The sequence below is a fragment of the Micromonospora sp. CPCC 206061 genome (assembly GCF_036906915.1).
In the GTDB taxonomy this organism is placed as follows: Bacteria; Actinomycetota; Actinomycetes; order Mycobacteriales; family Micromonosporaceae; genus Phytohabitans.
Genome location: NZ_JBAKHX010000003.1, coordinates 159,324 through 182,506, shown reverse-complemented (window position 1 = coordinate 182,506; position 23,183 = coordinate 159,324). Strand labels below are relative to the sequence as shown.

23 protein-coding genes are annotated in these 23,183 nt (G+C 73.1%); 6 read left to right on the top strand and 17 right to left on the bottom strand.

The genetic code is table 11. The features are described 5' to 3' along the window. Positions 1–189 precede the first annotated feature (189 nt). Together V6V89_RS04115 and V6V89_RS04110 are read left to right on the top strand one after the other, a co-directional pair. A complete protein-coding gene (locus V6V89_RS04115; protein WP_334617562.1) occupies positions 190–2,247 on the top strand; it encodes an Hsp70 family protein in 2,058 nt (685 codons plus the stop codon). Next, on the top strand, positions 2,231–3,700 hold the full coding sequence (locus tag V6V89_RS04110; RefSeq protein ID WP_334617561.1) for an Hsp70 family protein: 1,470 nt from the start codon (positions 2,231–2,233) through the stop codon (positions 3,698–3,700). The genes V6V89_RS04115 and V6V89_RS04110 overlap by 17 nt, the downstream gene beginning before the upstream one ends. Here the strand turns inward: V6V89_RS04110 and V6V89_RS04105 are convergent. Continuing rightward, positions 3,697–4,548: a class I SAM-dependent methyltransferase gene (locus V6V89_RS04105; RefSeq protein WP_334617560.1), complete on the bottom strand. Its 852-nt coding sequence runs from the start codon at positions 4,546–4,548 to the stop codon at positions 3,697–3,699. The genes V6V89_RS04110 and V6V89_RS04105 overlap by 4 nt on opposite strands. After that, positions 4,541–5,722, bottom strand: a complete 1,182-nt coding sequence (locus V6V89_RS04100; RefSeq protein ID WP_334617559.1) for a CobW family GTP-binding protein — start codon at positions 5,720–5,722, stop codon at positions 4,541–4,543. Before V6V89_RS04100 ends, V6V89_RS04105 begins: the two co-directional genes overlap by 8 nt. A 44-nt stretch (positions 5,723–5,766) precedes the next feature. Here V6V89_RS04100 and rpmG point away from each other — a divergent pair, with 44 nt between their 5' ends. Then, positions 5,767–5,934: a 50S ribosomal protein L33 gene (gene rpmG / locus V6V89_RS04095; RefSeq protein WP_334617558.1), complete on the top strand. Its 168-nt coding sequence runs from the start codon at positions 5,767–5,769 to the stop codon at positions 5,932–5,934. Then, positions 5,934–6,227 carry a 30S ribosomal protein S14 gene (gene rpsN, locus V6V89_RS04090; RefSeq protein WP_334617557.1) on the top strand — a complete coding sequence of 98 codons (294 nt, stop codon included), beginning with the start codon at positions 5,934–5,936 and terminating at the stop codon, positions 6,225–6,227. The genes rpmG and rpsN overlap by 1 nt, the downstream gene beginning before the upstream one ends. Before the next feature lie 458 nt (positions 6,228–6,685). On the opposite strand, the gene erm is transcribed toward rpsN, so the two are convergent. From erm to V6V89_RS04050, 8 genes are all read right to left on the bottom strand, one after another. Next, the gene (erm, locus tag V6V89_RS04085) at positions 6,686–7,471 is read right to left on the bottom strand and encodes an ErmE/ErmH/ErmO/ErmR family 23S rRNA (adenine(2058)-N(6))-methyltransferase (RefSeq protein WP_334617556.1); all 786 of its coding nucleotides are present in this window, start codon (positions 7,469–7,471) and stop codon (positions 6,686–6,688) included. Positions 7,472–7,736: 265 nt separating this feature from the next. Further along, positions 7,737–10,262: a CHAT domain-containing protein gene (locus V6V89_RS04080; RefSeq protein ID WP_334617555.1), complete on the bottom strand. Its 2,526-nt coding sequence runs from the start codon at positions 10,260–10,262 to the stop codon at positions 7,737–7,739. A gap of 33 nt (positions 10,263–10,295) precedes the next feature. Beyond that, complete coding sequence (locus tag V6V89_RS04075) at positions 10,296–11,828, bottom strand: S8 family peptidase (RefSeq protein WP_334617554.1); 1,533 nt, start codon at positions 11,826–11,828, stop codon at positions 10,296–10,298. Positions 11,829–11,844: 16 nt separating this feature from the next. Further along, the gene (locus V6V89_RS04070; protein ID WP_334617553.1) at positions 11,845–12,303 is read right to left on the bottom strand and encodes a hypothetical protein; all 459 of its coding nucleotides are present in this window, start codon (positions 12,301–12,303) and stop codon (positions 11,845–11,847) included. Further along, complete coding sequence (locus V6V89_RS04065; RefSeq protein ID WP_334617552.1) at positions 12,296–12,904, bottom strand: RNA polymerase sigma factor; 609 nt, start codon at positions 12,902–12,904, stop codon at positions 12,296–12,298. The genes V6V89_RS04070 and V6V89_RS04065 overlap by 8 nt, the downstream gene beginning before the upstream one ends. A gap of 436 nt (positions 12,905–13,340) precedes the next feature. Then, complete coding sequence (locus tag V6V89_RS04060) at positions 13,341–13,745, bottom strand: STAS domain-containing protein (protein ID WP_334617551.1); 405 nt, start codon at positions 13,743–13,745, stop codon at positions 13,341–13,343. A gap of 97 nt (positions 13,746–13,842) precedes the next feature. Further along, positions 13,843–14,796, bottom strand: coding sequence for a hypothetical protein (locus V6V89_RS04055; RefSeq protein ID WP_334617550.1), 954 nt, complete (start codon positions 14,794–14,796; stop codon positions 13,843–13,845). Continuing rightward, positions 14,793–15,242, bottom strand: a complete 450-nt coding sequence (locus tag V6V89_RS04050) for an RNA polymerase sigma factor (RefSeq protein WP_334617549.1) — start codon at positions 15,240–15,242, stop codon at positions 14,793–14,795. Before V6V89_RS04050 ends, V6V89_RS04055 begins: the two co-directional genes overlap by 4 nt. A 188-nt stretch (positions 15,243–15,430) precedes the next feature. On the opposite strand from V6V89_RS04050, the gene V6V89_RS04045 reads away from it, so the two are divergent. Beyond that, entirely contained in the window at positions 15,431–15,925 is a 495-nt protein-coding gene (locus tag V6V89_RS04045; RefSeq protein WP_334617548.1) for a peptidase inhibitor family I36 protein, read from the top strand. Here the strand turns inward: V6V89_RS04045 and V6V89_RS04040 are convergent. From V6V89_RS04040 to V6V89_RS04015, 6 genes are all read right to left on the bottom strand, one after another. After that, positions 15,916–16,590, bottom strand: coding sequence for a response regulator transcription factor (locus V6V89_RS04040; protein ID WP_334617547.1), 675 nt, complete (start codon positions 16,588–16,590; stop codon positions 15,916–15,918). The two genes, V6V89_RS04045 and V6V89_RS04040, sit on opposite strands and share 10 nt — an antisense overlap. A gap of 19 nt (positions 16,591–16,609) precedes the next feature. Next, a complete protein-coding gene (locus V6V89_RS04035) occupies positions 16,610–17,758 on the bottom strand; it encodes a sensor histidine kinase (protein ID WP_334617546.1) in 1,149 nt (382 codons plus the stop codon). A gap of 23 nt (positions 17,759–17,781) precedes the next feature. Then, positions 17,782–18,549 carry an ABC transporter permease subunit gene (locus V6V89_RS04030; RefSeq protein WP_334617545.1) on the bottom strand — a complete coding sequence of 256 codons (768 nt, stop codon included), beginning with the start codon at positions 18,547–18,549 and terminating at the stop codon, positions 17,782–17,784. After that, the gene (locus V6V89_RS04025) at positions 18,546–19,442 is read right to left on the bottom strand and encodes an ABC transporter ATP-binding protein (protein ID WP_334617544.1); all 897 of its coding nucleotides are present in this window, start codon (positions 19,440–19,442) and stop codon (positions 18,546–18,548) included. The genes V6V89_RS04030 and V6V89_RS04025 overlap by 4 nt, the downstream gene beginning before the upstream one ends. A gap of 107 nt (positions 19,443–19,549) precedes the next feature. Further along, positions 19,550–20,170, bottom strand: coding sequence for an ATP-dependent Clp protease proteolytic subunit (locus tag V6V89_RS04020; RefSeq protein WP_334617543.1), 621 nt, complete (start codon positions 20,168–20,170; stop codon positions 19,550–19,552). A 2-nt stretch (positions 20,171–20,172) separates the two neighbouring features. Further along, positions 20,173–20,430 carry a helix-turn-helix domain-containing protein gene (locus tag V6V89_RS04015; protein ID WP_334617542.1) on the bottom strand — a complete coding sequence of 86 codons (258 nt, stop codon included), beginning with the start codon at positions 20,428–20,430 and terminating at the stop codon, positions 20,173–20,175. Positions 20,431–20,489: 59 nt separating this feature from the next. On the opposite strand from V6V89_RS04015, the gene V6V89_RS04010 reads away from it, so the two are divergent. Then, positions 20,490–22,277 (top strand): hypothetical protein, encoded by a 1,788-nt coding sequence (locus tag V6V89_RS04010; RefSeq protein ID WP_334617541.1) that lies wholly within the window; start codon positions 20,490–20,492, stop codon positions 22,275–22,277. Here V6V89_RS04010 and V6V89_RS04005 read toward each other — a convergent pair. Further along, positions 22,261–23,169: a Gfo/Idh/MocA family protein gene (locus tag V6V89_RS04005; protein ID WP_334617540.1), complete on the bottom strand. Its 909-nt coding sequence runs from the start codon at positions 23,167–23,169 to the stop codon at positions 22,261–22,263. The genes V6V89_RS04010 and V6V89_RS04005 overlap by 17 nt on opposite strands. Positions 23,170–23,183: the final 14 nt, after the last annotated feature.

Genomic DNA, 23,183 nt, shown 5'->3' with positions numbered 1-23,183 from the left:
GTCGCGTGCACATAGGTAGTTCGGAGCGGCGCCCCGATCGGATTGGCGCATTGATTGTTACCACATTGTTTCGGGTGGATTCAGAAGTGGCAGATGACCAATGCGGTGGGTCACCGGAGGGTGGACGGAGGTGCCAGACTCGTCGAGACTAAGCGGAAACCTCCTTCGAGCGATGCGCGAGGTATGCCCATGGCCGAGCCGATCCTGGTGGTCGACGTCGGCACGTCGGGCACCCGAGTCGCGCTCGTCGACGGGGATCGGTCCGGCCTTATCCGCGAGCCCGGCGGCGCCACCTACGTGTGGCCGTCGTCGGTGTGCCTCGACGACACCGGATACCTCGTCGGCACGGCGGCGGAGCGGCGCAAACGGGCCATTCCCCGGCGCTACATAGACGGTCCCCGCCGGGCAGTCGACGCTCAGGCGTCGATGTGGCTGGAAAACCACGAGGTCACCGGCGTGCAGGCGCTCGCCGCCTACCTCACGGCCGTGCACACCGAGGGGCAGCAGCAGTACGGTGCGCCGATCCACCGTCTGACGCTGACCACGCCGGCCGACTACCTGCCCGGCGACCCGCGGCGCGACGTGCTGGTGGCGGCGGGCATGGCGGCCGGATTCCCAGACGTCGAGCTGGTCAGTGACGCTGTGTGCGCCGCCCTCGACCCAGAGACCGGCAGCGGTCTGCCGGCCGGCGGCCTGGTGCTGGTCTGCGACCTGGGCGCGACCTGGACCACGGCGGTCGTGCAGGTGCGGGGCAACCACACCACGCAGCTCACCCACCAGGCGTCGGCCGCCGGCCACGACCTCGACGCCCTCCTCATCAACGACCTGCGCTCCGAGGGCCGGGCGTGGATCGAGCCGCTCCTCGCCGCGCCGGACGACGCGGGCCTCCGGGCGTACTACGAGGCCATCGACTTCACCCGCCGGCTCAAGCACCAACTCGCCGACGCGGAAGAGGTCGCCGACCACCTGACCCCGCTCACCCCGCCATACCGGCTGACCCGTGACTGGCTGGCCGCGTTCGCCGAGCCGGCCCTGCGCTGGCTGGTGGCCAGCTGCCTGACCGTCGTGCAGGAGGCCGGCGCCACGCCCGAAGACCTGTCCGCGATCGTGCTGGCGGGCGGCGGCGCGCGCCTTCCTATGGTCGAGCCTGCCCTGCGCATCGGGCTCGGCCAGCAGATCCGCACCTCGGCCGAGCCCGAGCTGGCGGTGGCGCGCGGTGCCGCACGCTGGTCGGTGGGTGCGGCCACCCGTACGGTGCCGGCCGACCGGCCACGCTGGCGGATCGAGCCGGTGTCGTGGGAGATCCCTGGGGCAGTCGGGCGGCTGTCGCGCTGGCTCGTCGCGGAGGGCCACTCCTATCAGGCGGGCGAGGTGGTGGCGCAGGTGCGCACGCCGGACGAGCGGGTTTTCGATCTCATAGCGCCGCAGGCGGGCACGCTGCTCGCGCATCGCGCCGCCGTCGGCGACCATGTCGGTCCGGTACTGGTGGCAGCCGCCGCCAAGTCACCGAAGGCGCTGGCCGAGCAGCCGCCGGGGCACCGGCAGCGGCTCGACGTCGTTGGCTCGTGGCTGCTCGCGCCCGACCGGCAGCGACTCGTCGAGTGCGACGCCGCCGGGCGGTACGTGCGGGTCCGCGGCGTCGACGACGGCGCGGTGGTCGGCGAGCTGACCCCGCCGCCGGGTGACGCGGCGCCGCGCGGTGGGCAGGTGTTCGTCGGGCCGGAAGGGCGGCTGTGTCTGGTGGCGTGGGACGCGGACGGCTGGGTCTCGGTGTGGGAGCTCGAAAGCGGCACGCTCGCCACCCGGTTCCGCGACCCGAGCACGCCTGAGAACGTGCTCGTCGACGAGGCTCAGTGGCGGCTCGCCACCGAGGCCGAGGGTAAGGTCGTCGGTCGATACCGGCGGTCGACCATCACCACGTGGGACCTGCGCACGGGTGACCGGCTCGACAAGGTCACCGACGACGCGTGGACGCGCCGCAATCCGGGGTACGCCGCGCGGAGCGGCTCCGACGCCTTCGCCACCTCGGCCACCTGCCCCGACGGTCAGCTGCGCCTCGTCGCCGGCGAAACGGCCGACGGCACCGCCGTGCTGGTCGTCCACGACGTGGCCAGCGACCATGAGGTCCTCCGCGTGCAGGGCTCGCCAGGGCAGCGGGTGCGGGCCGGGTTCAGCGCGGACGCCCGCCAGTTGCTGGCGGTGTGGGAGTCCGATGATCGGAGCGTGGTCGATGTCTGGGACCTCTGACGGCACGGCGCCGCCCGTCCTGGTCGTCGACGTCGGCACCACCTCGTCGGCGGCCGCCGTGGTCACGGGCGACACTACGGTGCTGGTGCCCGAGCCGATGACCGGCGCGGCCACATGGCCGTCCGCGGTCTTCTGGGACGGGCAGCAGATGCTCGTCGGCACCCTCGCCGAACGGCGCAAGCGCTCCGACCCGGAGGCGTTCGCCGCCGGGTTCAAGCGCGGGTTGGCGGACGACACGTCTGTGCTGCTGGGCCCTCGGCGGTTCCGGCCGGTAGAACAGGTCGTCGCGGTCCTGTCCACGCTGCGCGCCGAGGCGGAACGCCTCCACGGGGCACCAATCCACCGGGCGGTCCTCACCGTCCCGGCCAGTTATGGCGGTCTCGGGGCCGGCGGCGACTGGACCGAGGAGCGCGGCGACGAAGAAAGGAGCCGCCTCTCAGGCCCCGGGACCCGCGCGTGCGGCGACTTGTCGCAGAGTGCCAGCCAACACAGCGACGTGCGGCGCACCCGGATGGTGGCCGCCGCTGAGGCCGCCGGGTTCCAGACGATCGAGCTACTCCCCGAGCCAGTAGCCGCCGCGTTCGCACCGATCGCCGGGGCACCGTTTCGCCCCGGCGACCTGGTGCTCGTGTACGACCTCGGTGGCGGCACCTTCGACACGGCGCTGGTGCGCATCGGTGTTCGCTGGCACGAGGTGCTCGGCCACGCCGCGCTCGACGACTGCGGTGGTCACGACATCGACGCGCTGCTCGCCCGGCGCATCAGCACCGACGGCCAGCAGTGGCTGGCGCCGCTCACCTCCGCGGCCGGCTCGTCGACACCGGCGACCCTGCGGCTGGATATGGCCGTTACCGACTTCGCCCAGCGCGTCAAGCACCAGCTCAGCGACGCGGCCGTGGTCGAAGACTTCCTGATGCCGAACACGCCCGCGTACCGGATGTCGCAGGAGGATCTGTCGACGCTGGCCGCACCCTTGCTCAGCCGCACGGCGACCTGCTGCACCGACCTGCTCGCCCGCTTGGGGGTACCGGTGCACGACGTCACCGCGGCGCTGCTGGTGGGCGGCGGATCCCGCATGCCCGCGGTGGCCGACCTGCTCCAGCGCGGGCTGGGGCTGCCGTTACGCCGTGTCGTCGACCCGGAGCTTGCGACGGTGCGCGGCGCCGCACGCTGGGTGCCGGTCAGCGGTCAGCGCCGGGTGTCCGCACGCACGTCACCCGAGCCGACGGTGCCGCTGTCGTGGAACATTCCCGCCGGCGGGGGGCGTCTGCTGCGGTGGCTGGTGTCGCCCGGCCAGGCATACCTGGCCGGCGTGCCGCTGGCCCGGGTGCGGCTGTCGAGCGGGGCGGTGTGGGACCTGACCGCTTCGTCGCCGGGCACCCTCGACCGCCTGCTGGTCCCACCCGACACCGACGTGACGGCAGGCGACTGGCTGGCCCTGGCCCGACCCTAAGGGTGCGTTCCTATGTGGACGCTGCGGGCGTCCAGCCAGGACAGGTCGGTGCGGTTGCCCAGCCACGCCTCGTCGGCTGGGTCGAGCAGGCGGTCCCACGCCGCCAGGTCCTCCGGCGCGAGCAGGTCGGCCGGGCGGAGCCGGTCCACGCGGTGGGTGAGCCGGTCCAGCAGCCGCTCGACGTCCTCTTTGGACAAGGGAACGACCCGCTCCACCAGGGTGGTGCGCGTGGTCACGTGTGTCAGCCCGGAGCGCCGCAGCGCCTCCGTCCAGCCGTACGGCATCGGGCGGGAGCCGGGCAGAGCCGCCCGCATCCGGGCGAACCAGCGGTCCTGCGCGGCGTCCAACCGGATCTCCAGGCCGGGCTCGCCGACCCCGACGTCCCACGGCAGATGCCTGGGCGGCAGCCCGCCCTCGGCCAGCGCGAGCCGGCCGCCGGGCCCGAGCAGCGTCGCCAGCGCGTCGACCGCGGCCTGCTGATCGCCCGCGTGGTGCACGGACGCGGACGCCCACACGAGGTCGGCCGGGGAACCCAGCTCGGCCCGCAGGTCGGCAAGGTCGCCGTCGAGATCGGCATGTAGGAACTGCGCGTCGGGCACCGCCGACCTGGCGGCGTCGAGGATCGCCCGGTCGCCGTCGACCCCGACCGCGCGGCCGGTCGCGCCGAGCACGGCTGCCATCGCCCTGGTCATGCCCGCGCCGCCGCAGCCGATGTCGACCGCCAGCATGTCGCGCGGGCGGATGAGCGCCTGGGCCACCTCGGCGTACCAGCCCGCCTCCTCCCGTGCGACGACGTGCAGGTGCGCGGCATGTTCCGACCAGACCACGGTGTACGGATCGTCAGTCACGAACCGGATTCTCCCCCACCCGCAGGCACCCGGCGAAGGGGTCGGCCCAGGTCATCCACGTGTCCTCCCCGGCGGCCAGCTCGTCGTCGGTGACCAGGCACGCGGCGAGGCGCCGGTGCAGCTCGGCCGCGTCCAGGCCCAGCCCGACGAACGCGAGCTGGTTGCCCCGGTCCCCGTAATACGGATCCCACTCCACCGCCGCGGCCAGCCGCCGGCCCTCACTCGCCTCTTCCCAGCGCTCCTCGGGTTGCGCGGCCAGCCAGCGCCCGAGCGAACCCATCGATAGCCCACCGGCAGCCGAGTCCCAGGCGATGGCGGTGTCGGGCCGGTTCGCCAGCCAGAGGTGACCGCGACCGCGCAGCGTCGGGCTGACGATCGCGCCGAGCGCGTCATTGAGGCGCTCAGCGTGAAACGGTCGCCGCGCCCGAAACAGCACGGACACCACGCCGCAGTCGGCCACCGGTTCGTGCACGCCCACGGGGTACCCCTCCAGCCCGCGCGCCAGCACGCCGGGCGTATCGGGGCGGTGCCGCGCCTCGGGCCGGAACCCCGCCGCGGGCACGTGGGTCGCCCACGGCGCGAGCCGTTGCAGCAGCACGGCGAGGCGCGCGCCGTCGAACGCCCCATCCGGCGCCTCGCCCCACATCACGACGGTGTCCGCGTACTCGATCTGGCGCGCGACGACGTCGGCGACCGCGCGGTGATCATCATCGGCGGCATGCAGGGCCCGGTCGCTCAGCGAGTCGGTACTGGTGATGTCGTCGAGCAACCGCCCCGCGTCGACCACGGTGGTGTGCGAGTCGAAGCGCACGTGATCGGTGACCAGTGCCCCGTCGACCAGGCACCACCGGGCGGCGGCCGCCACAGCCTCCGGCTCGACCGCTTCCGGCAGCAGGAGCACCTGGTCGCGGTCGGGGTGCGCGCGGGCCATGCGCACCAGCGTCGGCAGCACGTCTTCGCGAAGAGTGCAGGAGACGCAGCCGTGCACCAGCGTGACCTGCTCATCTTCGAGCACCTCGCGCGCCGTGCGGACGATCCGGTGCACGACGCCGTCGCGCACGCCGGTCAGGTCGTGCCGGATCAGAATCCGTCGCGGGTCGTCCGCCAGCAGGGTGCGGGCGACGGCGTGGGTGGCGGCGGGCGAGAACCCGGACAGCACCGTGACGGCGGGCATGGCGCCTCCTAGTTGTTGAAAACGGTTTTCGTTATACTAAGCGCATGGCCCGCAGCAACGAAGCCCGCCCGGTCGTCAAGCTCCGCAGCACGGCGGGGACCGGGTTCACGTACGTCACCCGCAAAAACCGGCGCAACGACCCAGACCGGCTGGCCCTACGCAAGTACGACCCGCGGGCACGCCGGCACGTCGAATTCCGCGAGGAGCGCTGATGGCGCGGCGGAGCCTCACCGCACGCCAGGCCCGCCGCGAGGAGATGGTCATCCGGTACGCCGAGCGGCGTGCCGCCCTCAAGCGCGCGGTCGCCGACCCGCTCACCCGGGAGGCGGCCGTGCGCGCGCTCAGCCGCCTCCCCCGCGACGGCAGCCCGGTCCGGCTCCGCTCCCGCGACACGCTGGACGGCCGGCCGCGCGGGATACTGACCCGCTTCGGCCTGTCCCGCCTGAACTTCCGCGCTATGGCGCTGACCGGCGCCCTTCCGGGCGTCCGCAAGTCCTCCCGATAGCGCCCGCCCGTCCGGTCGCGCCTCTCCACGCCCGGCCTCCGCACGCCCGGCCTCCGCACGCCCGGCCTCCGCACGCCCGGCCTCCGCACGCACCGCACTCCGCACGCACCGCACTCCGCACGCACCGCACTCCGCACGCACCGCACTCCGCACGCACCGCACTCCGCACGCACCGCACTCCGCACGCACCGCACTCCGCACGCACCGCACTCCGCACGCCGGGCCTCCGCGCAGCCTGCGCGGCGCCGGCGGCGTCGATCAAGGAGGTCTCCATCGATCAAGGGCAAATGCACGCGGAAAAGAGATCGAACCACGTGCGTTTGCCCTTGATCGGCGGGGAGAGCGTGGCGCCACGCCGCGCGGCCGCGGGGGCGCCACGCCGCGACGCCGCGGAGTGCGGGGCGACGCGTCGTGCGGACGTGGAGAGGCGCGACCGGACGGGCGGGCGCGACCGGGCGTCAAGGGGCTAGGGCGCGGAACAAGGTCAGCCACTGTTCGGGCCAGGCGTAGGCCACGACCAGGCCCGGGTCCAAGCGGCACGCGCGGAAAGCGGCGTCCACGCGACGGGCCGGATGGCGTTGGCGCAGGCTCGCGTGCAACGAGCCGCCGACGCCGCTGAAGCCCAGCTCGACGAGGCGGCGGTACGACCCCAGGAGGCGAGGCTCGACCAGCGGCACCGGCCGCCGCTCCAGCCGCAGGATGCCCGAGTCGACCCGCGGCACCGGCCGGAACTTGTGCCGCCCGATCCGCCCGGCCAGCACCCACCGGTGCGTGGGCCAGGTTTCGATCGTGAGCCGGCTCCAGCGGCCGTAGTCGCCGGTGCGCTTGCGGGCGTACTCCAGCTGCGTGACCAGGGTGGCCGAGGTCAGCGTCGGAGCACGCAGGCACCACTCGACGACCCTGGCGGTCAGCGCGTACGGGATGCTGCCCACCACCGCGAACGGCTCCCGGGGCGGCCGGGCGGCCAGGAAGTCACGCTGCTGGAGCACCACATTGGACGGTGGGTCGAGACCGGCGGCCAGATCGGGGTCGACCTCGTACGCGACGACACGGTTGGCCACCCGGGCGAGTTCCCGGGTCAGGTGGCCCGCGCCGGCGCCGATCTCCAGCACCAGGTCGGTTTCCGCCGGGCGGGCGGCGCGCACGACCTGGCCGAGCGCACCGCGGTCGGTCAGGAAGGTCTGCGAGTATGCGCGGCGGGCACGCGCGCGCTCATTGCGAATTCGATAGGTGTTCCGCGCCACAGTGGGCGTCCTCTCCCAGGCAAGGGCCAACGCGAACAAGCGGAATGGCCCCGGGCGGACGCGCGCGGGTAGAGGGTGGCGAAGATCAGACCAGGGCCAGCAGCCCCGGCCGCAGCCTGGTCACCACGGAAAGACCCCACGCGGCCGCACCGGCGGCGAGGGCTCCGTTGATCAGGGCGTGTGCCATGCGCGCAACGCTACCTGATGTCCGACGCGAGATGTATCGGATAAGCGCCTGCGTTCTCTTACCTGTCATGAGCGAACTTCACCAGCCAGCACCGAAGCAGACCAGCGGCGCCGGGTCCTCCTCGGTCTTCGCCGCGGTCTCGATCGCGACGGCCAGCGCGGCCGCCGGTGAGCTGCCGTCACGCAACGCCACGTGGTGGGCCGGCCCCACCTGGTAGGCGACCGAATCAGCGATCCGGGCCACCCCAGCGACCACACTGCCGGCACCGCCGTGCAGCAGAGCAGCGGTCATGCCGAGCGTCTCCTCGCCGGGGCGGGCCCGAGCAAGCCCCAGCTCGCACGCCGACAGCACCACGTGCGCCGGCAGGCTCGGGAGTTGGTGCAGCTCGTGACCGAAGAGCGGGCCGTCGGCAAGCTCGAGGTGGGAGAAGAGCGGGTTGTCCGGCTCGTGAACGCCGTGCGCGGCCACGTGCAGCACGTCCGAGGCGAGGGCGGTGTCCCGTACCTCTGACGTGGTGGACCCGGGCGGAGCGGGGGCGTCCGACCACACCGCGCCGACGAGCCTGGCCTCTTCCGCGCCGCGCGCGACGCGCGGCCCGACGGCAAGGCCCACCACGGGGTGTTCGGGCAGTGTGGCCCGGTCGCGGGCCGCGAGCCAGGCGGTGGCCGAGCCGACGACCGCTACCGGGCGCCCGCGCAGGGTCGGCAGGAGCGTCCACGGTACTGCGACCAGCCCGGCCGCCGGCGCGAGAAGCAGTGGACCATCGGCCAGATACCGGCGTACCGGTTGCCACAGCAGCTCGTCGAGCCCTCGCAGCGACGTGCGGCTGGCCGCGCGCACCGTGGCGCGCACGACTTCGGGCAGGTTGATGGTGGCGAGCGCGTCGAGGTCGGCGCGCAGGCGGCGGTGCAGCTCGATGGCGCGCTCCGCCTGACCCAGGTCGAGGACGGTGCGGCGCCGTGGGCCGGCGACGAGTGCGTAGAGCCGGCCGCCGGAGAGCAGGTGCGCGACGTACGTGGCGTCGGCGGCCGCCAGCCGGTCCTGAAGCCGGCCGAGCGGTGCCGGCGCGATCGTCTGCCCGGGGCCAGACACGTACCAGGAGCGCTGCCGGATCAGCCGCTCCAGCCGGGCACACCGGGCGTACAGGGAGCGGGCCGGCTGGCCGGCGAGCACCTGCATGCGCAGCTCGACCCGCGCGTGCCGCAGTTCCTCCAGGAGTTGGGCCGCCTCCGGGTCGGCCGGCGGCACCACCGGCGGCAGGCGCGTCGACAGGGCGCGGGCCCGTTCCGCCCAGCCGAAGACCGTCGCGGGCCGTCCACTGGCGAGCGCCCGCGCCAGTCCGAGCGCGGCGAGCCGGCGGCCGTGCCCGCTGACCGCTGTCTGCAGGTCAAGGCTGCCGAACGACGCCTGGTACCGGTGCAGGTCGCCAAGGGCGGCGCGCAGCTCCGCCTCGACCAACCGAGGCCGCCCGCCGGCCTCGGCCAGCATGGCCCGCACCGATCGGGCCTGCAACCGGGTGGCGATGGGGTCGCTGCGGCGCAACTGGATCGCGTCGCCGACCGCCTCGCGCGCGGCGGCGAAGTCCCCTGTGGACAGTAGCGCCGCAACACCGGTGAGAGTGGCTCGCCGCGCGTCATCCCCGAGCCCGGCGGCGGCGAGCGCGGCGGCGACCCTGGCCGCTTCGGCGGCGGCTGCCGGCACCCCGCGCCCTTCACCGACCGCCGCGGCGAGCGCGACCTGCTGGGCAAGCAGCGCCCACGCGTCGGCGCCCCGGTTGGCGAACCGCCGCTGCGCCCGCCCAGCGAGGTGGCGCGCGTCAGCGAACCGCTCTTCGAGTAGCGCGACCTGCGCGCGCGCCAACTCCGCCTCGGCCTGGTCCTGCCGGATACGCCCAGCTTGGAAGAGCTCCGCCGCCCGGCCCAGGTCGTCGTCCGCCTCGCGCCACAGCCCGGCCGCGAGCAGTACCTGGGCGCGGTCGACGTGGTAGACGGCCGCGTATGTCGGGGACTGGCTGCTGAGCGCGGAGGCGACCGCGTCCATCTCGCGCAGTGCTTGGGGCAGCGCGCCGGACAGCAACAACAGGTAACCGAGGTTGTGCGACGCCTTCGCTCCGATGATGGTGAGGCCATGCCGGCGGGCGATCTCGGCGCATCGGGCGAAGTCGGCACGTGCCAGCCGGAGCGTGCCCATCTGCATGTGCAGGATGCCCCGATTGAGCAGTGGTCGGCACAGCTCCTGCGGTACCGACTCGTCGAGCAACCGGAGCGCCGCGTCGTACGCGGCCAGCGCCTCCGCTGGCTTGCCAGCGCGCATGCAGATCAGGCCGCGCTGCCCGGCGGCGAGGCCGCCGACGTGTGGCGGCAGCTCCGGCACCGCGTCGACTTCGTCGAGCATCGCGAGCCCAGCGGCCAGGCTGCGCTGCTCCGCCTCCTGATAGGCCAGGGTGATCAGGATGTGCGCGCGGACCACCGGGTCGGGCCGCCGTCGCAGCGCGGACCGCAACAGCCGCCGAGCAGCGGCGTGCCGCCCGCGTTCGGTCTCGCGGAGGGCCTGCCGGTGCAGCTCGGCGGCTGAGGGCGCGCGATGGCTGGCGTCGGCTGACACGCCCAAATCATGGCACGGTGCCTGCCAGGATTTTCAGTGCCGTAGTTGGTCGGCCAGCCACTCGTCGTGCACGCGCAGCGTCTCGTCGACTACGGACCGTCCACGCTGGACAGCAAGGTCGCCGGTCGCGTCCATGGTGATCCCACCAGCGGCGGCCTGATCGATCAGTCGCTGCGCGATCTTTCCGGCCACCACCGGCGTGGCGTACGACGTGCCGCTGCCGATCGCGAAGCCGCCGGTGAAGTTGTCCGGGTCGAGCGTGGCGCGCCGCAGGCCGCTCGGGTCGAGCGTGGCCGCCTGCGCCTGCAGGGCATGGTCGAAGTTGACCGGCATGGTGCTGACCACGGCCGCACCGCGCTCCCAGACCCGCACCCACGGCCCGCCGTTGCTGAACATGGCAACCGTGCTGTCCGGGTTGAGCGCACCGACGCTGATCACCTGGACGCAGTCGTCGTCGCAGGCGAAGATCGGACCCTTGTCGTTGGGTGTGAACGCCGCCGGGAACATGTGCTGGTCGGTGCCGTTGTTGCCGGCGGAGGCCACCACGGCCACACCCAGCCGGCCGAGCCGCTGTAGCAGCTCGTACAGCACAGAGTCGAACTCGGCATCCTGCGGGGACTCGTGGTAGTAGCCGAGCGACAGCGAGACCACGTCGATCGGGTAGCCGCCCGGCTCGCCGGCCGCGTGCCTGCGGGCCAGCTCGTATACCTGCCCCAGCGTCTCGACGAGCTGCGACTCCCAGATGAACCCGTCTGAGCGCACCACCCGCACCGAGAGGATGTCGGCGTCAGGGCACGTCTGCCGCACCAACCCGCAGATGAACGTGCCGTGCCCGGACAACTCGTCGCGGATGCCGTCGAGCCCGCCGGTCAGGTCGCCGTCGGTCTCGGGGTCGGGCGTGGGGAAGCCGACGGTGGTCGTGCCCGAGGCGTCGGTGATCGTGAGGTCACGGACCACACCCTCGCTCAGCCATGGATGCTGGCCACAGCCGGTGTCGAGGACCGCGACCACGGGCCGCCGGAAGCCGAGCGTCGGCTGGCGCCGGGGCGGTGGAAGTAGCAGCGAGACCGGTTGGTCACCGCCGCCATACGGGTGGGATGAATGGTACGGATGTGAGGAATGGTACGGGTGAGATGAGTGGTACGGATGCGACGAGTGGTACGGCAACGGCTGCATCGTGGCCGTCGTCGCGAACACCAGATGGTCAAGTCCGATGCCGCGCAGTCGCTCCGCGCCGTGCCGCTCCCGGGCCGCCCGCAGGACCTCCCAGGCGTCGGGGCTCGCCGGCCCCTCGCTCGCCGCCACGATCGTCATCTGCCGGCCAGCCAGTTTGCGGGACACGCAGGGCCGCGAGGCGGGTAGGTCTTCGATGCGCAGGCCCAGATCGTCGGCGACCTCGTCGAGCGCGTCCCGCGACCCGTCGCACGCCGACTCCCGTGCGAGCAGCCGGTTGGCCACGTAGACGGTCGGGTTGGGCGGCCATCCAGCCGGCGCGCCGGCGTCCGGTTTCAGCTCGCGCGCACCGTGCCGGGCGAGCTCTGTGGCAGAAAGGGGTTCGTTGACCACGAATGACTCCAAAGGATCACAGTTGAACCGGAGGGGTGGCAACCGAGCGGTGCAGGGGCACAGCCGCCCCCGCGGTCGGATGGATCATGATCTGCATGAGGCCCGTCGGCAGTGCGGCGAACGCGAACCGGCCGTCGGCGTCGGCCACGGTCTCCTGTACGCCGCGGGCGGTGCGCAGCTCGACGCGCAGGGCGGCACCGGGCGCGATCCAGCCGTCGATGCGGCGCTGCCTGGGGCCCGCGTCCGAGACGGTCACCATGACGGTGAGGCTCTCGGCGGCGAACGTCATCGTCGCGGCCGTCTCCGGCCCACGCGCACCGACCGGCGCCAGGCTCTCCTGTAGCCGCATCAACTCGAACTCCACGTCTTCCAGAGCGAGCGTGAAAAGCACCCGGTCGGCCAGGTCGACCGGCACGGGGTCGAGAGCTTCCCACATGTCGTGGACCGCCCGCATCAGGGTCACGTCATCAGTCACGCCGCCCACTCCAATCAGGGTCGGCGGCCAGCCGGCCGCGCAGCTTGTCGAGGCAGCGCCCTCGGGTCGGCCCGATGCTGCCCACAGGTACGCCAAGCTCGGCGGAGAGCGTCGCGTAGTCGGGCCGGTCGTCGAATGCGATCACACGGAGCAGCCGCCGGCAGCGCTCCGGCAACGCCGCGAAGTGCTGCCACAACATGCGGGCGGTATCGGCCGCGAGCACTGCCGCGTCAGGCCCGTCGACGGGCGGCATCGCGGTGTCGAGCGTCTCCGGCTCGGCGGCGTCTTCGCGCTTGCCGGCCCGGGACATCCGCCACGCCTCGCGGCGCGCGGTCGTGGTGGCCCAACGCATCACGGCCTGCGGGTCGCGCACCGACTCCACATTGCGCACCAGTGCGAGCCACGTCGTTTGCACGACGTCTTCGGCTGACTCTCGATCCAGCCCATACGCCCGGACCACGTGCCACAGCACGGGGGTCAGCACGCGCACGAGACGGTCGAGGGCGTCCGGGTCACCGGCTCGCCACGCGGCGAACTCGCGGGCTGCCAGCTCCCACGAAGGCACCGTGACCCCGGTGTCGCCAGAGGCCGTCGATGTCATGACCCTCCTCCCCAGGTCACAGACTGCCCGCCATCGTAGGTGTGCGAGGCAGCGGCCCGGTGGGCGCAGTGCGCGCGCACACCCGAGAGGAGACCGGCCAGGCGCGCCCTGATACCGGATGTGGCGAAAAAAACTCGGGGTATCACCCGGACGCGCCGGGGCTCCTCTAAACCAGACCCTGCTGGGGGCGCGACCAACAGGGGGCCGGTCGCGCCACACCTCCCCGGCGGGGTGGGGGGAGGAACGCGGGGGTGCATTCCCGGGGGGATGCACCCCCGCCTCGTCTGTACAGGCAGGCGCGCCCCGCTCCGCCCTTCCCGTCGATGTCCCTCCCGTCGATCAAGGCCAAACGCGTTTGCCCTTGATCGGCGGAAAGGGGTGCGTGCGGTGGCCCGACCACGGCACGTGGCGCGCGGCGGCGCCGTGGCGTGGCGTGCTAGTGGTGGGCGGGGACGCGGCGGTGAAGTGGCGTGGTCGGCCAGGGGCGGCGTACCGCTTCCGAAGGCGCGCCCGCACCCACCGCCGTACCGCCGACGATCGGGATGACCCTGTTGACCCTCGTGGCACGCAGGGTGCGGCGCACCACCGGGTTGGGGTCGCAGAGCACGAGCTGACCGCCGCGCGCCCGGACCCGCAGGTGCACCGCCACCAGCGTGCGAACCGCCGCGGCGGACAGGAAGCCCACATCGCGCAGATCAAGCCGGATCGGCACCGGCGCGGCCGGCAGCGCCCAGAGCTGGGCGCGGAACTCGTCGACGTTCGCGATGTCTATCTCGCCGGTGACACGCACATCGATCCCCCGTGCGCCCACCGTGACTTCGGTGTGTAACTGTTCCCCCATGACAAGGAGCCTAGGAAGCGGACCACGCGCCCGCGACCTACCAGGAGCGTAATTGTCGCCTGGGCGCCTACGACCAAAGTATGAGATCGCCCCTGAGTCACGCCGCGTGATCGGTATGCCCGGCGGCGAGGAACACGACGAAGTCGGTGAGCCTGGTCTCGTCGGCCGACCGGTCCAGGCGCTCGTAGCTCAGCAGAGTGCCGGTCTCCGGGTCGAACACGGCTACCTCGCGTACCGCGCCGGCCTCGCTGTCGGCGGCCACCGCCACGCCCGGCCGCCCGGCGCGGTCGACGGTCTCGCCAAGGTAGGTGAGCCCGTCGGTGTCGGCGAGGACGCGCAGCGCGGCGGCCCGATGCGCCACGTCGAGGGCGTGGTAACGGTACAGGTCGACGACCGCACGCAGGGCCGCGTGCGGGCCGGCGTCGAAGGGCTGATGCTCGGCGAGCTGGCTGGCGAGGATGGCCGGCTCGGCCGACGGGTCGGGTACCGGCACCGCGAGCTGCCCCTGCTTGTACTCGGTGACCTCTTCCCGGGCCGGCGCCGCCGTCAGGTCGATGACGAGGTGGCGGCCGGCCCGGTCGGGCGTCCACCACAGCTTCTCGTCCCGGTTGACGGCGGTGGACAGGCCCGTGGTGTCGGACGCCCAGGTGCGTGTGTGGACGAACGTGTACCGGCCGGCGACGCGCAGGTCGGCCCCATCGCCGACCTTGCCCTGCAAGACGGTCAGCGGCGCGCGTGCCGGCACCGCCTCGGCCTGGTCGGCCACCGCGAGCGGCGAGGGGGACGGCGCGGCGGAGGTGCTCGGTGCCGCGGCCGGCGGCTCCGGCGGAGCGCCAGTGGCCAGCCCGATGGCGGCGGCGACGGCGAGCAGTACAGGTATGACCACCCATGTCACCCGGCGCGCGACGGTGGCGCGGCGCTGCCGGTGTGCCATCTGGATCAGCTCGGCGGCGTTGCGGCGCGGCGCCGGCACCGGCCGGCCGTACGTCGGGTCCATCACGACCGCGGCACGGCGTACCAGGTCGTCGCCCCGAAAATCCTCATCATTCATGCGGTCATCACGCCGCCCACGGCGTGCCGTAGCTTGTCGCGTGCCCGCTCCCGGTCGCGCCGTGCCGTGTCGGGGTCGCATCCGACCACCTGGGCGACCTCTTCGTCGGTGAGATCGTCGAGCACGAAGAGCAGCAGGCAGGCGCGTTCGTCGTCGGTGAGGGCGGCGCACGCGGCGGCCAACTCGGGGTCGACGCGCGCCAAGGGTGTCCACGGCACCGGCGTGCCGTGACGGGACCGGTGCAGTTGGTTGGCGATCCGCAGCAGCCAGGGAAGCGGCTGGTCAGGGGCCTCGGCTCGGCGGCGCCATGCCTCGATGAACGTCTGCTCGGCGAGGTCTTCGGCCTCGTTCGGCTCGCTGGCACGCCGCAGGAAGCCCACCACCCGTGGCCGGTGCCGACGCCAGATGCCGTCCAGCCACGCCTCGTCGTCTGCGCCGGTTCGCAACGGGACTCCTTGGACGCTGTGTCGTCACCCACGTGTATATCCCGCCGGGCGCCCGGGAGCGAGACCGACATTCGCACGCCCCGCCCAAAAACACATCGCGATCTAGCAATCTGGCGCTTTGCTACATAGCCTGGGGCCAATGGTCGCTCACAGTGTCGGAGTGACCACTTACCGCAATGGGGATCGCAATGACAAGGCTCACCCTCATCCCAGTCGCCATCCTCGCCCTCGTCCTGTCCATCAGCGGCACCGCCACCGCGGCACCGTCTGATGCGGACACCAACCAGCGGCTCGTCGCCGAGTTCCTGGCCGCACACCCCGGTGGCCAGCAGATCGGCGACAACGAGATCGCGTACGGCGCCATGATCGTCGAAGTGGCGGCGCCGGTCGGCGCGTATGCGGCACCCGACTGCCCCGCCGGCTGGTTCTGCTTCTACGACGGCCTCAACTACAACTACCCCCGTGGCCGGCTCAGCTCGTGCGGCTGGCAGGACCTCGGCTGGTGGAGTTGGCGTGACCGCACCGAGTCGGTGCACTACAACATGTCGACCGGGTCGGTGGTCTTCATCGCCGAGACCGGTGCGACCGACACGTCGCTGTTCACGCTCAGCACGAGCAAGCGGACCGTCCCCGACGTGGCGCCCAACCGCAACCGGGCGGACTATGTGTACCGCTACTGCTGACCCGGCCTGATCAGGCCCGCCTCGTACGCGAAGATCACCGCTTGCACCCGGTCACGCAGGTCCAGTTTGGCCAGTACCCGGCCGACGTGCGTCTTGACCGTCGCCTCGGCGACCGTGAGCAGCTCGGCGATCTCCGCGTTGGACCTGCCGCGTGCCAGCTCGACGAGCACCTCCCGCTCGCGGTCGGTGAGCCGGTGCAGCCGCTCACCGACCGCCGACCGGCCGCTCGACGGGTCGGGCAGGTGGTCGGCGAACGCGTCGATGAGGCGCCGGGTAACGCTCGGCGCGACCACCGCGTCGCCCGCCGCGACCGCGCGAATGCCGCTGATCAGGTCGGTCGGCGGCACGTCCTTGAGCAGAAACCCGCTGGCTCCGGCGCGGAGCGCGGCATAGACGTACTCGTCGAGGTTGAAGGTGGTGAGCACGAGTACCCGGGCGGCGGAGCCGGACGCCACGATCTGCCGGGTCGCCTCGATGCCGTCCAGCACCGGCATGCGCACGTCCATCAACACCACGTCCGGGGCGAGCGCGCGGGTCATCGAGACACCCTGCGCGCCGTCGCCCGCCTCGCCGACCACCTCCAGGTCGGGCTGCGTCTCCAGCACCATACGAAACCCGAGGCGCAGCAACGACTGGTCGTCGACCAGCAGCAACCGGACGGTCATGCGCCAGTTACCTCAATGCTCATGCGGGCTCCCGCGTGTCGAGGCGCAGGCGTGCGCGTACCCGCCAGCCCGGCCCGTCGGCGCGCGGCCCGGCCTCGACCTCGCCGTCGTACGCCGCGGCCCGCTCCGCCATGCCGGTGACGCCGTGCCCCTCTCCCTGCTCGGCCGCGCCGGCTGGGGAGCCGTCGTCGCTCACCTCGACCTCCACGCCGCCGTCTTCGTAGCGCAGCCGCACCTCCGCCATGGCCTGTGGCCCGGCGTGCTTGAGCACGTTGGTCAGCGCCTCCTGCACGATCCGGTACACGGCCAGCCCGGCACCCGGACCCCAGTCGCCCGGTGCGCCCTCGCGGGTGAGCGCCACCTGCACGCCCGCCGCGCGGACCTGCGTGACCAGCTCGTCGATGTCGTCCAGCCCGGGCTGCGGCGCGCGGCCATCGTCGGCATCGCGCAGCAGGCCGAGCAGCCGCCGCATCTCACCCAACGCCTGCCGGCCGGTGGTGGACACCTGCCGCATGGCGTCAGCGGCCCGCTCGGGCGCCGCCGCGGCCGTGAACGCGGCACCATCGGCCAGCGCGACCATCACGGCGAGGTTGTGCGCCACGATGTCGTGCACGTCGCGGGCGATCCGGGCGCGCTCGGCGGCGACCGCCAGGCGGGCCCGCTGATCGCGCTCGCGCTCCAGGCGCCGGGCCCGCTCCTCCAGCTCCGCCAGGTACGCCTCGCGGGTGCGCACCACGAGGCCGAGGAGCACCGTCGCGGCGAGGGCCGAGCCGATGAAGCCGGCCACCGTCCAGTTCGGACCGTCCCAGAAGAGCGCGACAACCGCCGGTATGCCGATCACCGCCACGATCGGCACGAGCTGCCGGCGCGGCCCGTACCGCGCGACCGTGTAGACCGCCAACGCGATGACCGACTCCGGGTAGAAGCCCTCTACGCGCACCTCGATCACCACACCGGCGAGTACAGCCAGGCCGAAGGTCGCCCAGAAGACCGGTACCGGCCAGCGGCGCCGCCACACCAGCGATGCGTGCACGGCGAGGAAGCACAGCACGGCCACCAGGCCGTCACCGGGCTCCAGTGCCGCAACGTTGAAGAGCGCGAGCAGCGCGGCGAGGCCGACATCCACCCACCGGGGATGCCGGCGCAACGCCGCCCGCAGCTTGCCCATCACCAGCAGCCCATCACAGCAAACTACGCGTCCCGGCGCGCCAGCAGGGCCGCTCCGCCCGCTAACGTCACCAGCACCCATCCGACGAGTACCGCCGCGGAGGCGGCTGGCGCCAGGGTGTCGAAGGGCGTGCCGTTGCCACCGACGCCGTACATGGCCTGGCCGGCGATGGTGGGCACGAACTTCATGACGCGCTCGTCCCAACCGCCCGGCAGCACGGGCGTCAGCAGCGCGGGTACCACCAGCAGCACGGCCGCCAAGGTGGTGACCGCACCGGCGGTATTCCGCACCAGCGCGCCTATGCCGAGGCCCAGCAGGCCCATGAGCACCGGGCAGGCGGCGGCGCCGAGGATCGCGCCGGTCACCCCCGCATCGCCAAGCGACGCGCCGCCCTCGCCGAGGAACGCCTGGCACACCAGGAAGGCCGCCAGGCACACCGCGACCATGACCGGAAACGTGAGCGCCGCGAAGGCGAGCGCCTTGGCGGCCAGTACGGGCAGCCGGCGCGGCACCGCCGTGAGGGTGGCCCGGATCAGACCCGAGCCGTACTCCCCGGTCATCTGCAGGACGCCGAGCGCGCCGACGACCAGTACGAAGAAGTCGAGCGGGAGGAACGCGGCGCCGACCGCCTCGCCCACGTTGGCGGGCGGGTCGGACCGGCTCACGCCGTACCCGATCGCGCCGGCCAGCCCGACGGCGAGCGCCGCGACGGCGCCGAGCGTTGCCCAGGTCGACCGGAGCGAGATCAGCTTGGTCCACTCCGACCGGAGCACGTGCCGAAAAGTGATCATCGGTACTCCACCGCCTCCCGGGTCAGCTCCATGTACGCCTCTTCCAGCGAGGCGCGGCGTGGGGTCAGCTCGTACAGGGGCAGGCCGCCGTCGAGCGCGAGGTCGCCGATCTTTTCGGCGGTCAGCCCAACGACCTGCACGGCACCCGAGTCGGTGGGTGTGACCGTGGCGCCGTTGGCGACGAGCAGGTCGCGCAGGTCGGCGGTGCGGAGCGAGCGCACCAGCACGGTACCGACGGCCACCCGTGCGATCAGTTCGTCGACCGTGGTGTCGGCCAACAGCCGCCCGCGTCCGATGATCACGAGATGGTCGGCGGTCAGCGCCATCTCGCTCATCAGGTGGCTGGAGACGAGCACGGTGCGACCCTCGGCGGCGAGGCCCTTGAGCAGGTTGCGCACCCACACCACCCCGTCGGGGTCGAGCCCGTTGACCGGCTCGTCGAGCATCACCGTCGCCGGGTCGCCGAGCAGCGCCACCGCGATGCCCAGCCGCTGGCCCATGCCGAGCGAGAAGCCACCGACCCGCTTGCCGGCGACGTCGGAGAGCCCGGCGATGCCGAGTACCTCGTCGACCCGCCGGACGGCGATGCCGTGGGTCTGCGCGAGCGCCAGCAGGTGGCTGTGCGCGGTGCGCCCCTTGTGGACGGCCTTGGCCTCCAGTAGGGCGCCAACCTGGCGCAGCGGCGCGGTGTGTTCCCGGTACGGCCGGCCGCCCACGGTCACCGTGCCGGCGGTGGGGCGGTCCAGCCCGACGATCATCCGCATCGTCGTGGACTTGCCGGCACCGTTCGGCCCGAGAAACCCGGTCACCTGCCCCGGCCGTACCGTGAAGGACAGCTCATCGACGGCGACCTTGTCGCCGTAGCGCTTCGTCAGCGCCCGTGCCTCGATCATGCCTCGACGCTATGAGCGGCGTCCGATCCGGCCGACCACCACGAGACTGGTCTTACCCGCCTCTGCCGTACGCCGCAGGTCGTACACCCTCATCCTGGGAGGTGAGGTCAGCGGCCCACGATCTCGTCGAGCAGGCCGTACTCACGAGCCTCCTCGGCCGTGAACGTGCGGCCGGCCGCCATGTCGTCCTCGATCCGGCTGCGCGGCTGGCCCGTCGCGTCCACCACACGCAGCGCCAGCTCCTCCAGCTCGCGCAGGTACTGGCCAGCGGCCGCGGCCACCTCGTCGGCGGTGCCGCTGACCGCGCCGGCACGCGGCTCGGTGAGGCGGATCTGGGCGTGCGAGTACGCCAGCCGGCGCTTGGCCGCGGCGAGCACGCCGATCGCGGCGCCACCGGTGAGCGAGGTGACGAGGGCGTGCACCGGGGCGCGCATCGAGTCCAGCACGTCGATCAGCCCGAACGCGGCGGCCAGGTCCCCGTCGGGCGTCGCCAGGTGCAGGCGTACCGGCTCGGTGCCCAGCGCGTCGAGCGTGAGCAGCGCGGCGGCGGCCTGGGTGGCGGCGGGCCCCGTCAGCGGGCCGGTGACTATCACCATGCGCTGCTCGAACATGCGCTCCTGCAACCACGGCGGCATGCCCTCGACGGCCGGCTCGTCTGGCATGGGCGGCGGCGCGCCGGGCCGCCATGGCGGGCCCGCGGGTCCCGGCGGATCGAGTCGCAATCTCACGCTTACCTCCCAGGTGGTTGGAGGCGCATCTCCAGGCGCACCCCGACGGCGGCCGCGTAGCGCTCCACAGTAGACATCCGGACGTCGACCTCGCCGGCCTCCAGCCGGGCGACGGCCGGCTGGGACGTGCCCATCCGCACGGCCACCTCGGCCTGCGAGAGCCCGGCCGCGCGCCGCTGCTCCGCGAGCCGGGCGAGCAGCTCGCGGCGCCGTATCGCCATCTCCCGGAAGCCCGGGAGCAGCGGCAGGTCGTCCTCCATATCAAAAACGATATACCGATGGCCGTGACCGCGCGCAAGGCCACCACGTTGACTCCCCCGTGGAGCCCTCTGCGCCGCCCGCCCGGGCCGAGACCGTCTTCGTGCGGCAGTACGAGCGCCTGGTGCGGCTCGCATACCTGATCGCGCCCGCACCGCCCGGCAGGCAGTCACGGCTCGTCCGGGCGCACCGGCTGGTGCACCGGGCACTGCCGTGGCGCGCGCGTACCCCTTTGACGTACCCCGAACTGGTGGTCCGCGTGCTGCGCCGCGCCGCCAAACCGCACCGCCGGGCACTGCCTGTGGTGGTCACCTGGGCGTGGCACACCCCGCTGCCCGGCAGCCGGGCCCACCGGGAACTGGACGAGGCGCTCGCCACGGCCGAGCCCAGCGTGCGGGCCGGGTACGCGCTCACGATGCTGGAGAACCTCCAGGCCCGCGATGCCGTGCTGCTGCTCCAGCAGGCCGGCTGGAGCGACGCAGTGCGCCGGCTCGCCGCCGCGTCCGCCCTGCGCCAGCGCATCCACGAGGCCTACGGCCTTAGCCCCGACCACCAGCGCCACCTGCTCTCCGAGCCACCCGCCGACCCCACGCTCGTCCAGCTGCGCGCCCCCGACCCGCTGATGATCCGGCTCTGGCGCGGCACCAGGCTGGGTGCGACGGCGCTGGCGACCGTGCTCGCGGCGGCGCTCGCCGGCGCGCTGGTGTTCGGCGTACCGACCGCGCGGAGCGATCCGGAGGAGCAGCTTCAGGTGCGGCGCGTGGCGGCGAACGCCTGGTCCAAGGCGACCGAGCTGACGCTCCGCACCTGGCCCACCAGGGGCGCTCGAGCGGGTGACGACGCGCTGCTGCGCAGCGCGCTGACGGCCTGGTACGACGGGCACCTGGAGTCGACCCAGGTGAGCGGCGAACCGCCCAACGAGCCGCCGCAGGTGCTGTACGCCGGCGACGTGGACGACACCACGGTCGCCGTGCTGGCCGACGCCACCCGGATCGCCACGTACACCGAGAGGGGCACCGAGCGGGCGCTACGGATCGAGCCGGCGCCCCGCCCGGACGGGTACGCGGCCAGCGCGATCCGGCTCACCCCCGGGCGGTACCTACTCGGGCCCTGGGTGACCGGTGCCGAGGTGGGCGACCTGGGCGCCGAGGAGTGGCAGCGGTTGGCGATCACGGACGGCGTCACGGAGCCCGGGCCACCACCGCTCGAAGCGGGGTGCTGGCGGGGGCCGCTGCTGCGGCTGCGTTCGGTCGAGGTGTCTCGCGGCGGACCGTTCACGCTGGCCGACCTCGGCACCGCCGCGCTGGCGCACCTCATGTACGTGCCGGCCCGCCCGGCGAACGACATGACCCGCCCCGCGGAGCTGGACGCCGGAGCGGACCTCTGGCGGCGTCTGGGCTGCGCCGTCGGCGGCCTGCGGGGCACCGCCGCCGAGTCGGTCACCGCGTGGCAGGTCTGGTCGGGACGGCTACGCGACAGCAGCGCCCAGTTGGCGTGCGTGCGTGCCGCCCTGCCCGGCGACGGCAACCGGATCTGGGCGGTCACCCAGATCGGCGGGGAGCCGGCCGGGGTGGTCGCCGAGGCCACCGGTACCCGGCTGTGCAGCCGCCTCGCCCGGCACGTCGTGGTGGGCTGGTGGTGGCACTCGCCGGCCGGTGACTGGTTCCACGTGGCGGTGGGCAGCCGCGACGTGAAGAGCATCGAGGTCACCGTCGACGGCGCCACCAAGCGCGGCGGCACGGTGGTGACCTCCGGCCCGTACCTGGACAAGCCCGATGGCCCCGCGACCGTACACGCGACCGGTCGCGACGGCCGCTCGGTGCCGGTACTGCCTACGCCGCCACGCTGACCGTGCGGTCCTCGCGGCGCGCGGTCTCGGCGGCTTCCAGGACAGCCACCACGTCCCGCCCGAAGCGCACGTCGCACGGGTGGCGTGTGGCGCCGGCGGCAACGTCGCGGACGAGCTCGCCGACCGCCTTGGTGAACGCGTCCACCGCCGTGCCGTCGGCGCCCGGGAGCGTCGCAAGGCCGTTCTCGCCGTAGAACACGCAGTCACGGATGCCGGCCTGGGGCGGCGCGTCGAGGGTCAGCGAGACCGTGCTGACCGTGCCGCCGGTGTGCCGCAGCGTCAGGTGCACGGTGGAGCGCGGCGCGTCGACGCAGGTGACCTCGGCGACCGGGCCGAGCACCGGCCACAGCACCGACAGGGCGTGCGGGCCGATATCCCACAGCCCGCCACGCTCGCGGCGCCACGGCGACAGGCCGTACGGGTTGCCCGGCTGGAAGATCGACGCGAACTGGGTCATCCGGGCGCCGTGCCAGTCGCCGGTGGCGGCGGTCGCGGTCAGGAAGTCGGCGATGCTGCCGTAGAACCGGTTGGTGAAGAAGACCACCGAGGAGAGCCCGCGCTCGTCGACCGCCGTGACGATCTGGTCGGCCATGGCGGTGTCCAGCGCGACCGGCTTGTCGAGCAGCAGGTGACGGCCGGCTTCGGCGGCCCGGAGCGCGAGGCCGGCCTGCACGTCCGGCGGTACCGCCACGGCCACCGCGTCGACGTCCGCGAGCAAGGCGTCCACGTCGTCGTAGGGCGTGATGCCATATCGCTTCGCGAGCGTCTCCGCCTTGGCCGGGTCACGCCCCCAGACCGCGACAAGATCGGCATCCGGGTGCGAGGCGAGCCCCGCCGCCTGCGTCTCGGCCGCCCAGTAACCCGTGCCTAGCAGGCCAAACCTCAATCCCATGCCGGTCAGCCTAC

Excerpts from the sequence above, each read along its gene's own strand:
- V6V89_RS04115 (WP_334617562.1), top strand. The coding sequence starts at position 190 with ATGGCCGAGCCGATCCTGGTGGTCGACGTCGGCACGTCGGGCACCCGA.
- V6V89_RS04110 (WP_334617561.1), top strand. The coding sequence starts at position 2,231 with ATGTCTGGGACCTCTGACGGCACGGCGCCGCCCGTCCTGGTCGTCGAC.
- V6V89_RS04100 (WP_334617559.1), bottom strand. The coding sequence starts at position 5,722 with ATGCCCGCCGTCACGGTGCTGTCCGGGTTCTCGCCCGCCGCCACCCAC.
- rpmG (WP_334617558.1), top strand. The coding sequence starts at position 5,767 with ATGGCCCGCAGCAACGAAGCCCGCCCGGTCGTCAAGCTCCGCAGCACG.
- rpsN (WP_334617557.1), top strand. The coding sequence starts at position 5,934 with ATGGCGCGGCGGAGCCTCACCGCACGCCAGGCCCGCCGCGAGGAGATG.
- V6V89_RS04065 (WP_334617552.1), bottom strand. The coding sequence starts at position 12,904 with ATGACATCGACGGCCTCTGGCGACACCGGGGTCACGGTGCCTTCGTGG.
- V6V89_RS04060 (WP_334617551.1), bottom strand. The coding sequence starts at position 13,745 with ATGGGGGAACAGTTACACACCGAAGTCACGGTGGGCGCACGGGGGATC.
- V6V89_RS04055 (WP_334617550.1), bottom strand. The coding sequence starts at position 14,796 with ATGAATGATGAGGATTTTCGGGGCGACGACCTGGTACGCCGTGCCGCG.
- V6V89_RS04045 (WP_334617548.1), top strand. The coding sequence starts at position 15,431 with ATGACAAGGCTCACCCTCATCCCAGTCGCCATCCTCGCCCTCGTCCTG.
- V6V89_RS04040 (WP_334617547.1), bottom strand. The coding sequence starts at position 16,590 with ATGACCGTCCGGTTGCTGCTGGTCGACGACCAGTCGTTGCTGCGCCTC.
- V6V89_RS04035 (WP_334617546.1), bottom strand. The coding sequence starts at position 17,758 with ATGGGCAAGCTGCGGGCGGCGTTGCGCCGGCATCCCCGGTGGGTGGAT.
- V6V89_RS04030 (WP_334617545.1), bottom strand. The coding sequence starts at position 18,549 with ATGATCACTTTTCGGCACGTGCTCCGGTCGGAGTGGACCAAGCTGATC.
- V6V89_RS04025 (WP_334617544.1), bottom strand. The coding sequence starts at position 19,442 with ATGATCGAGGCACGGGCGCTGACGAAGCGCTACGGCGACAAGGTCGCC.
- V6V89_RS04015 (WP_334617542.1), bottom strand. The coding sequence starts at position 20,430 with ATGGAGGACGACCTGCCGCTGCTCCCGGGCTTCCGGGAGATGGCGATA.
- V6V89_RS04005 (WP_334617540.1), bottom strand. The coding sequence starts at position 23,169 with ATGGGATTGAGGTTTGGCCTGCTAGGCACGGGTTACTGGGCGGCCGAG.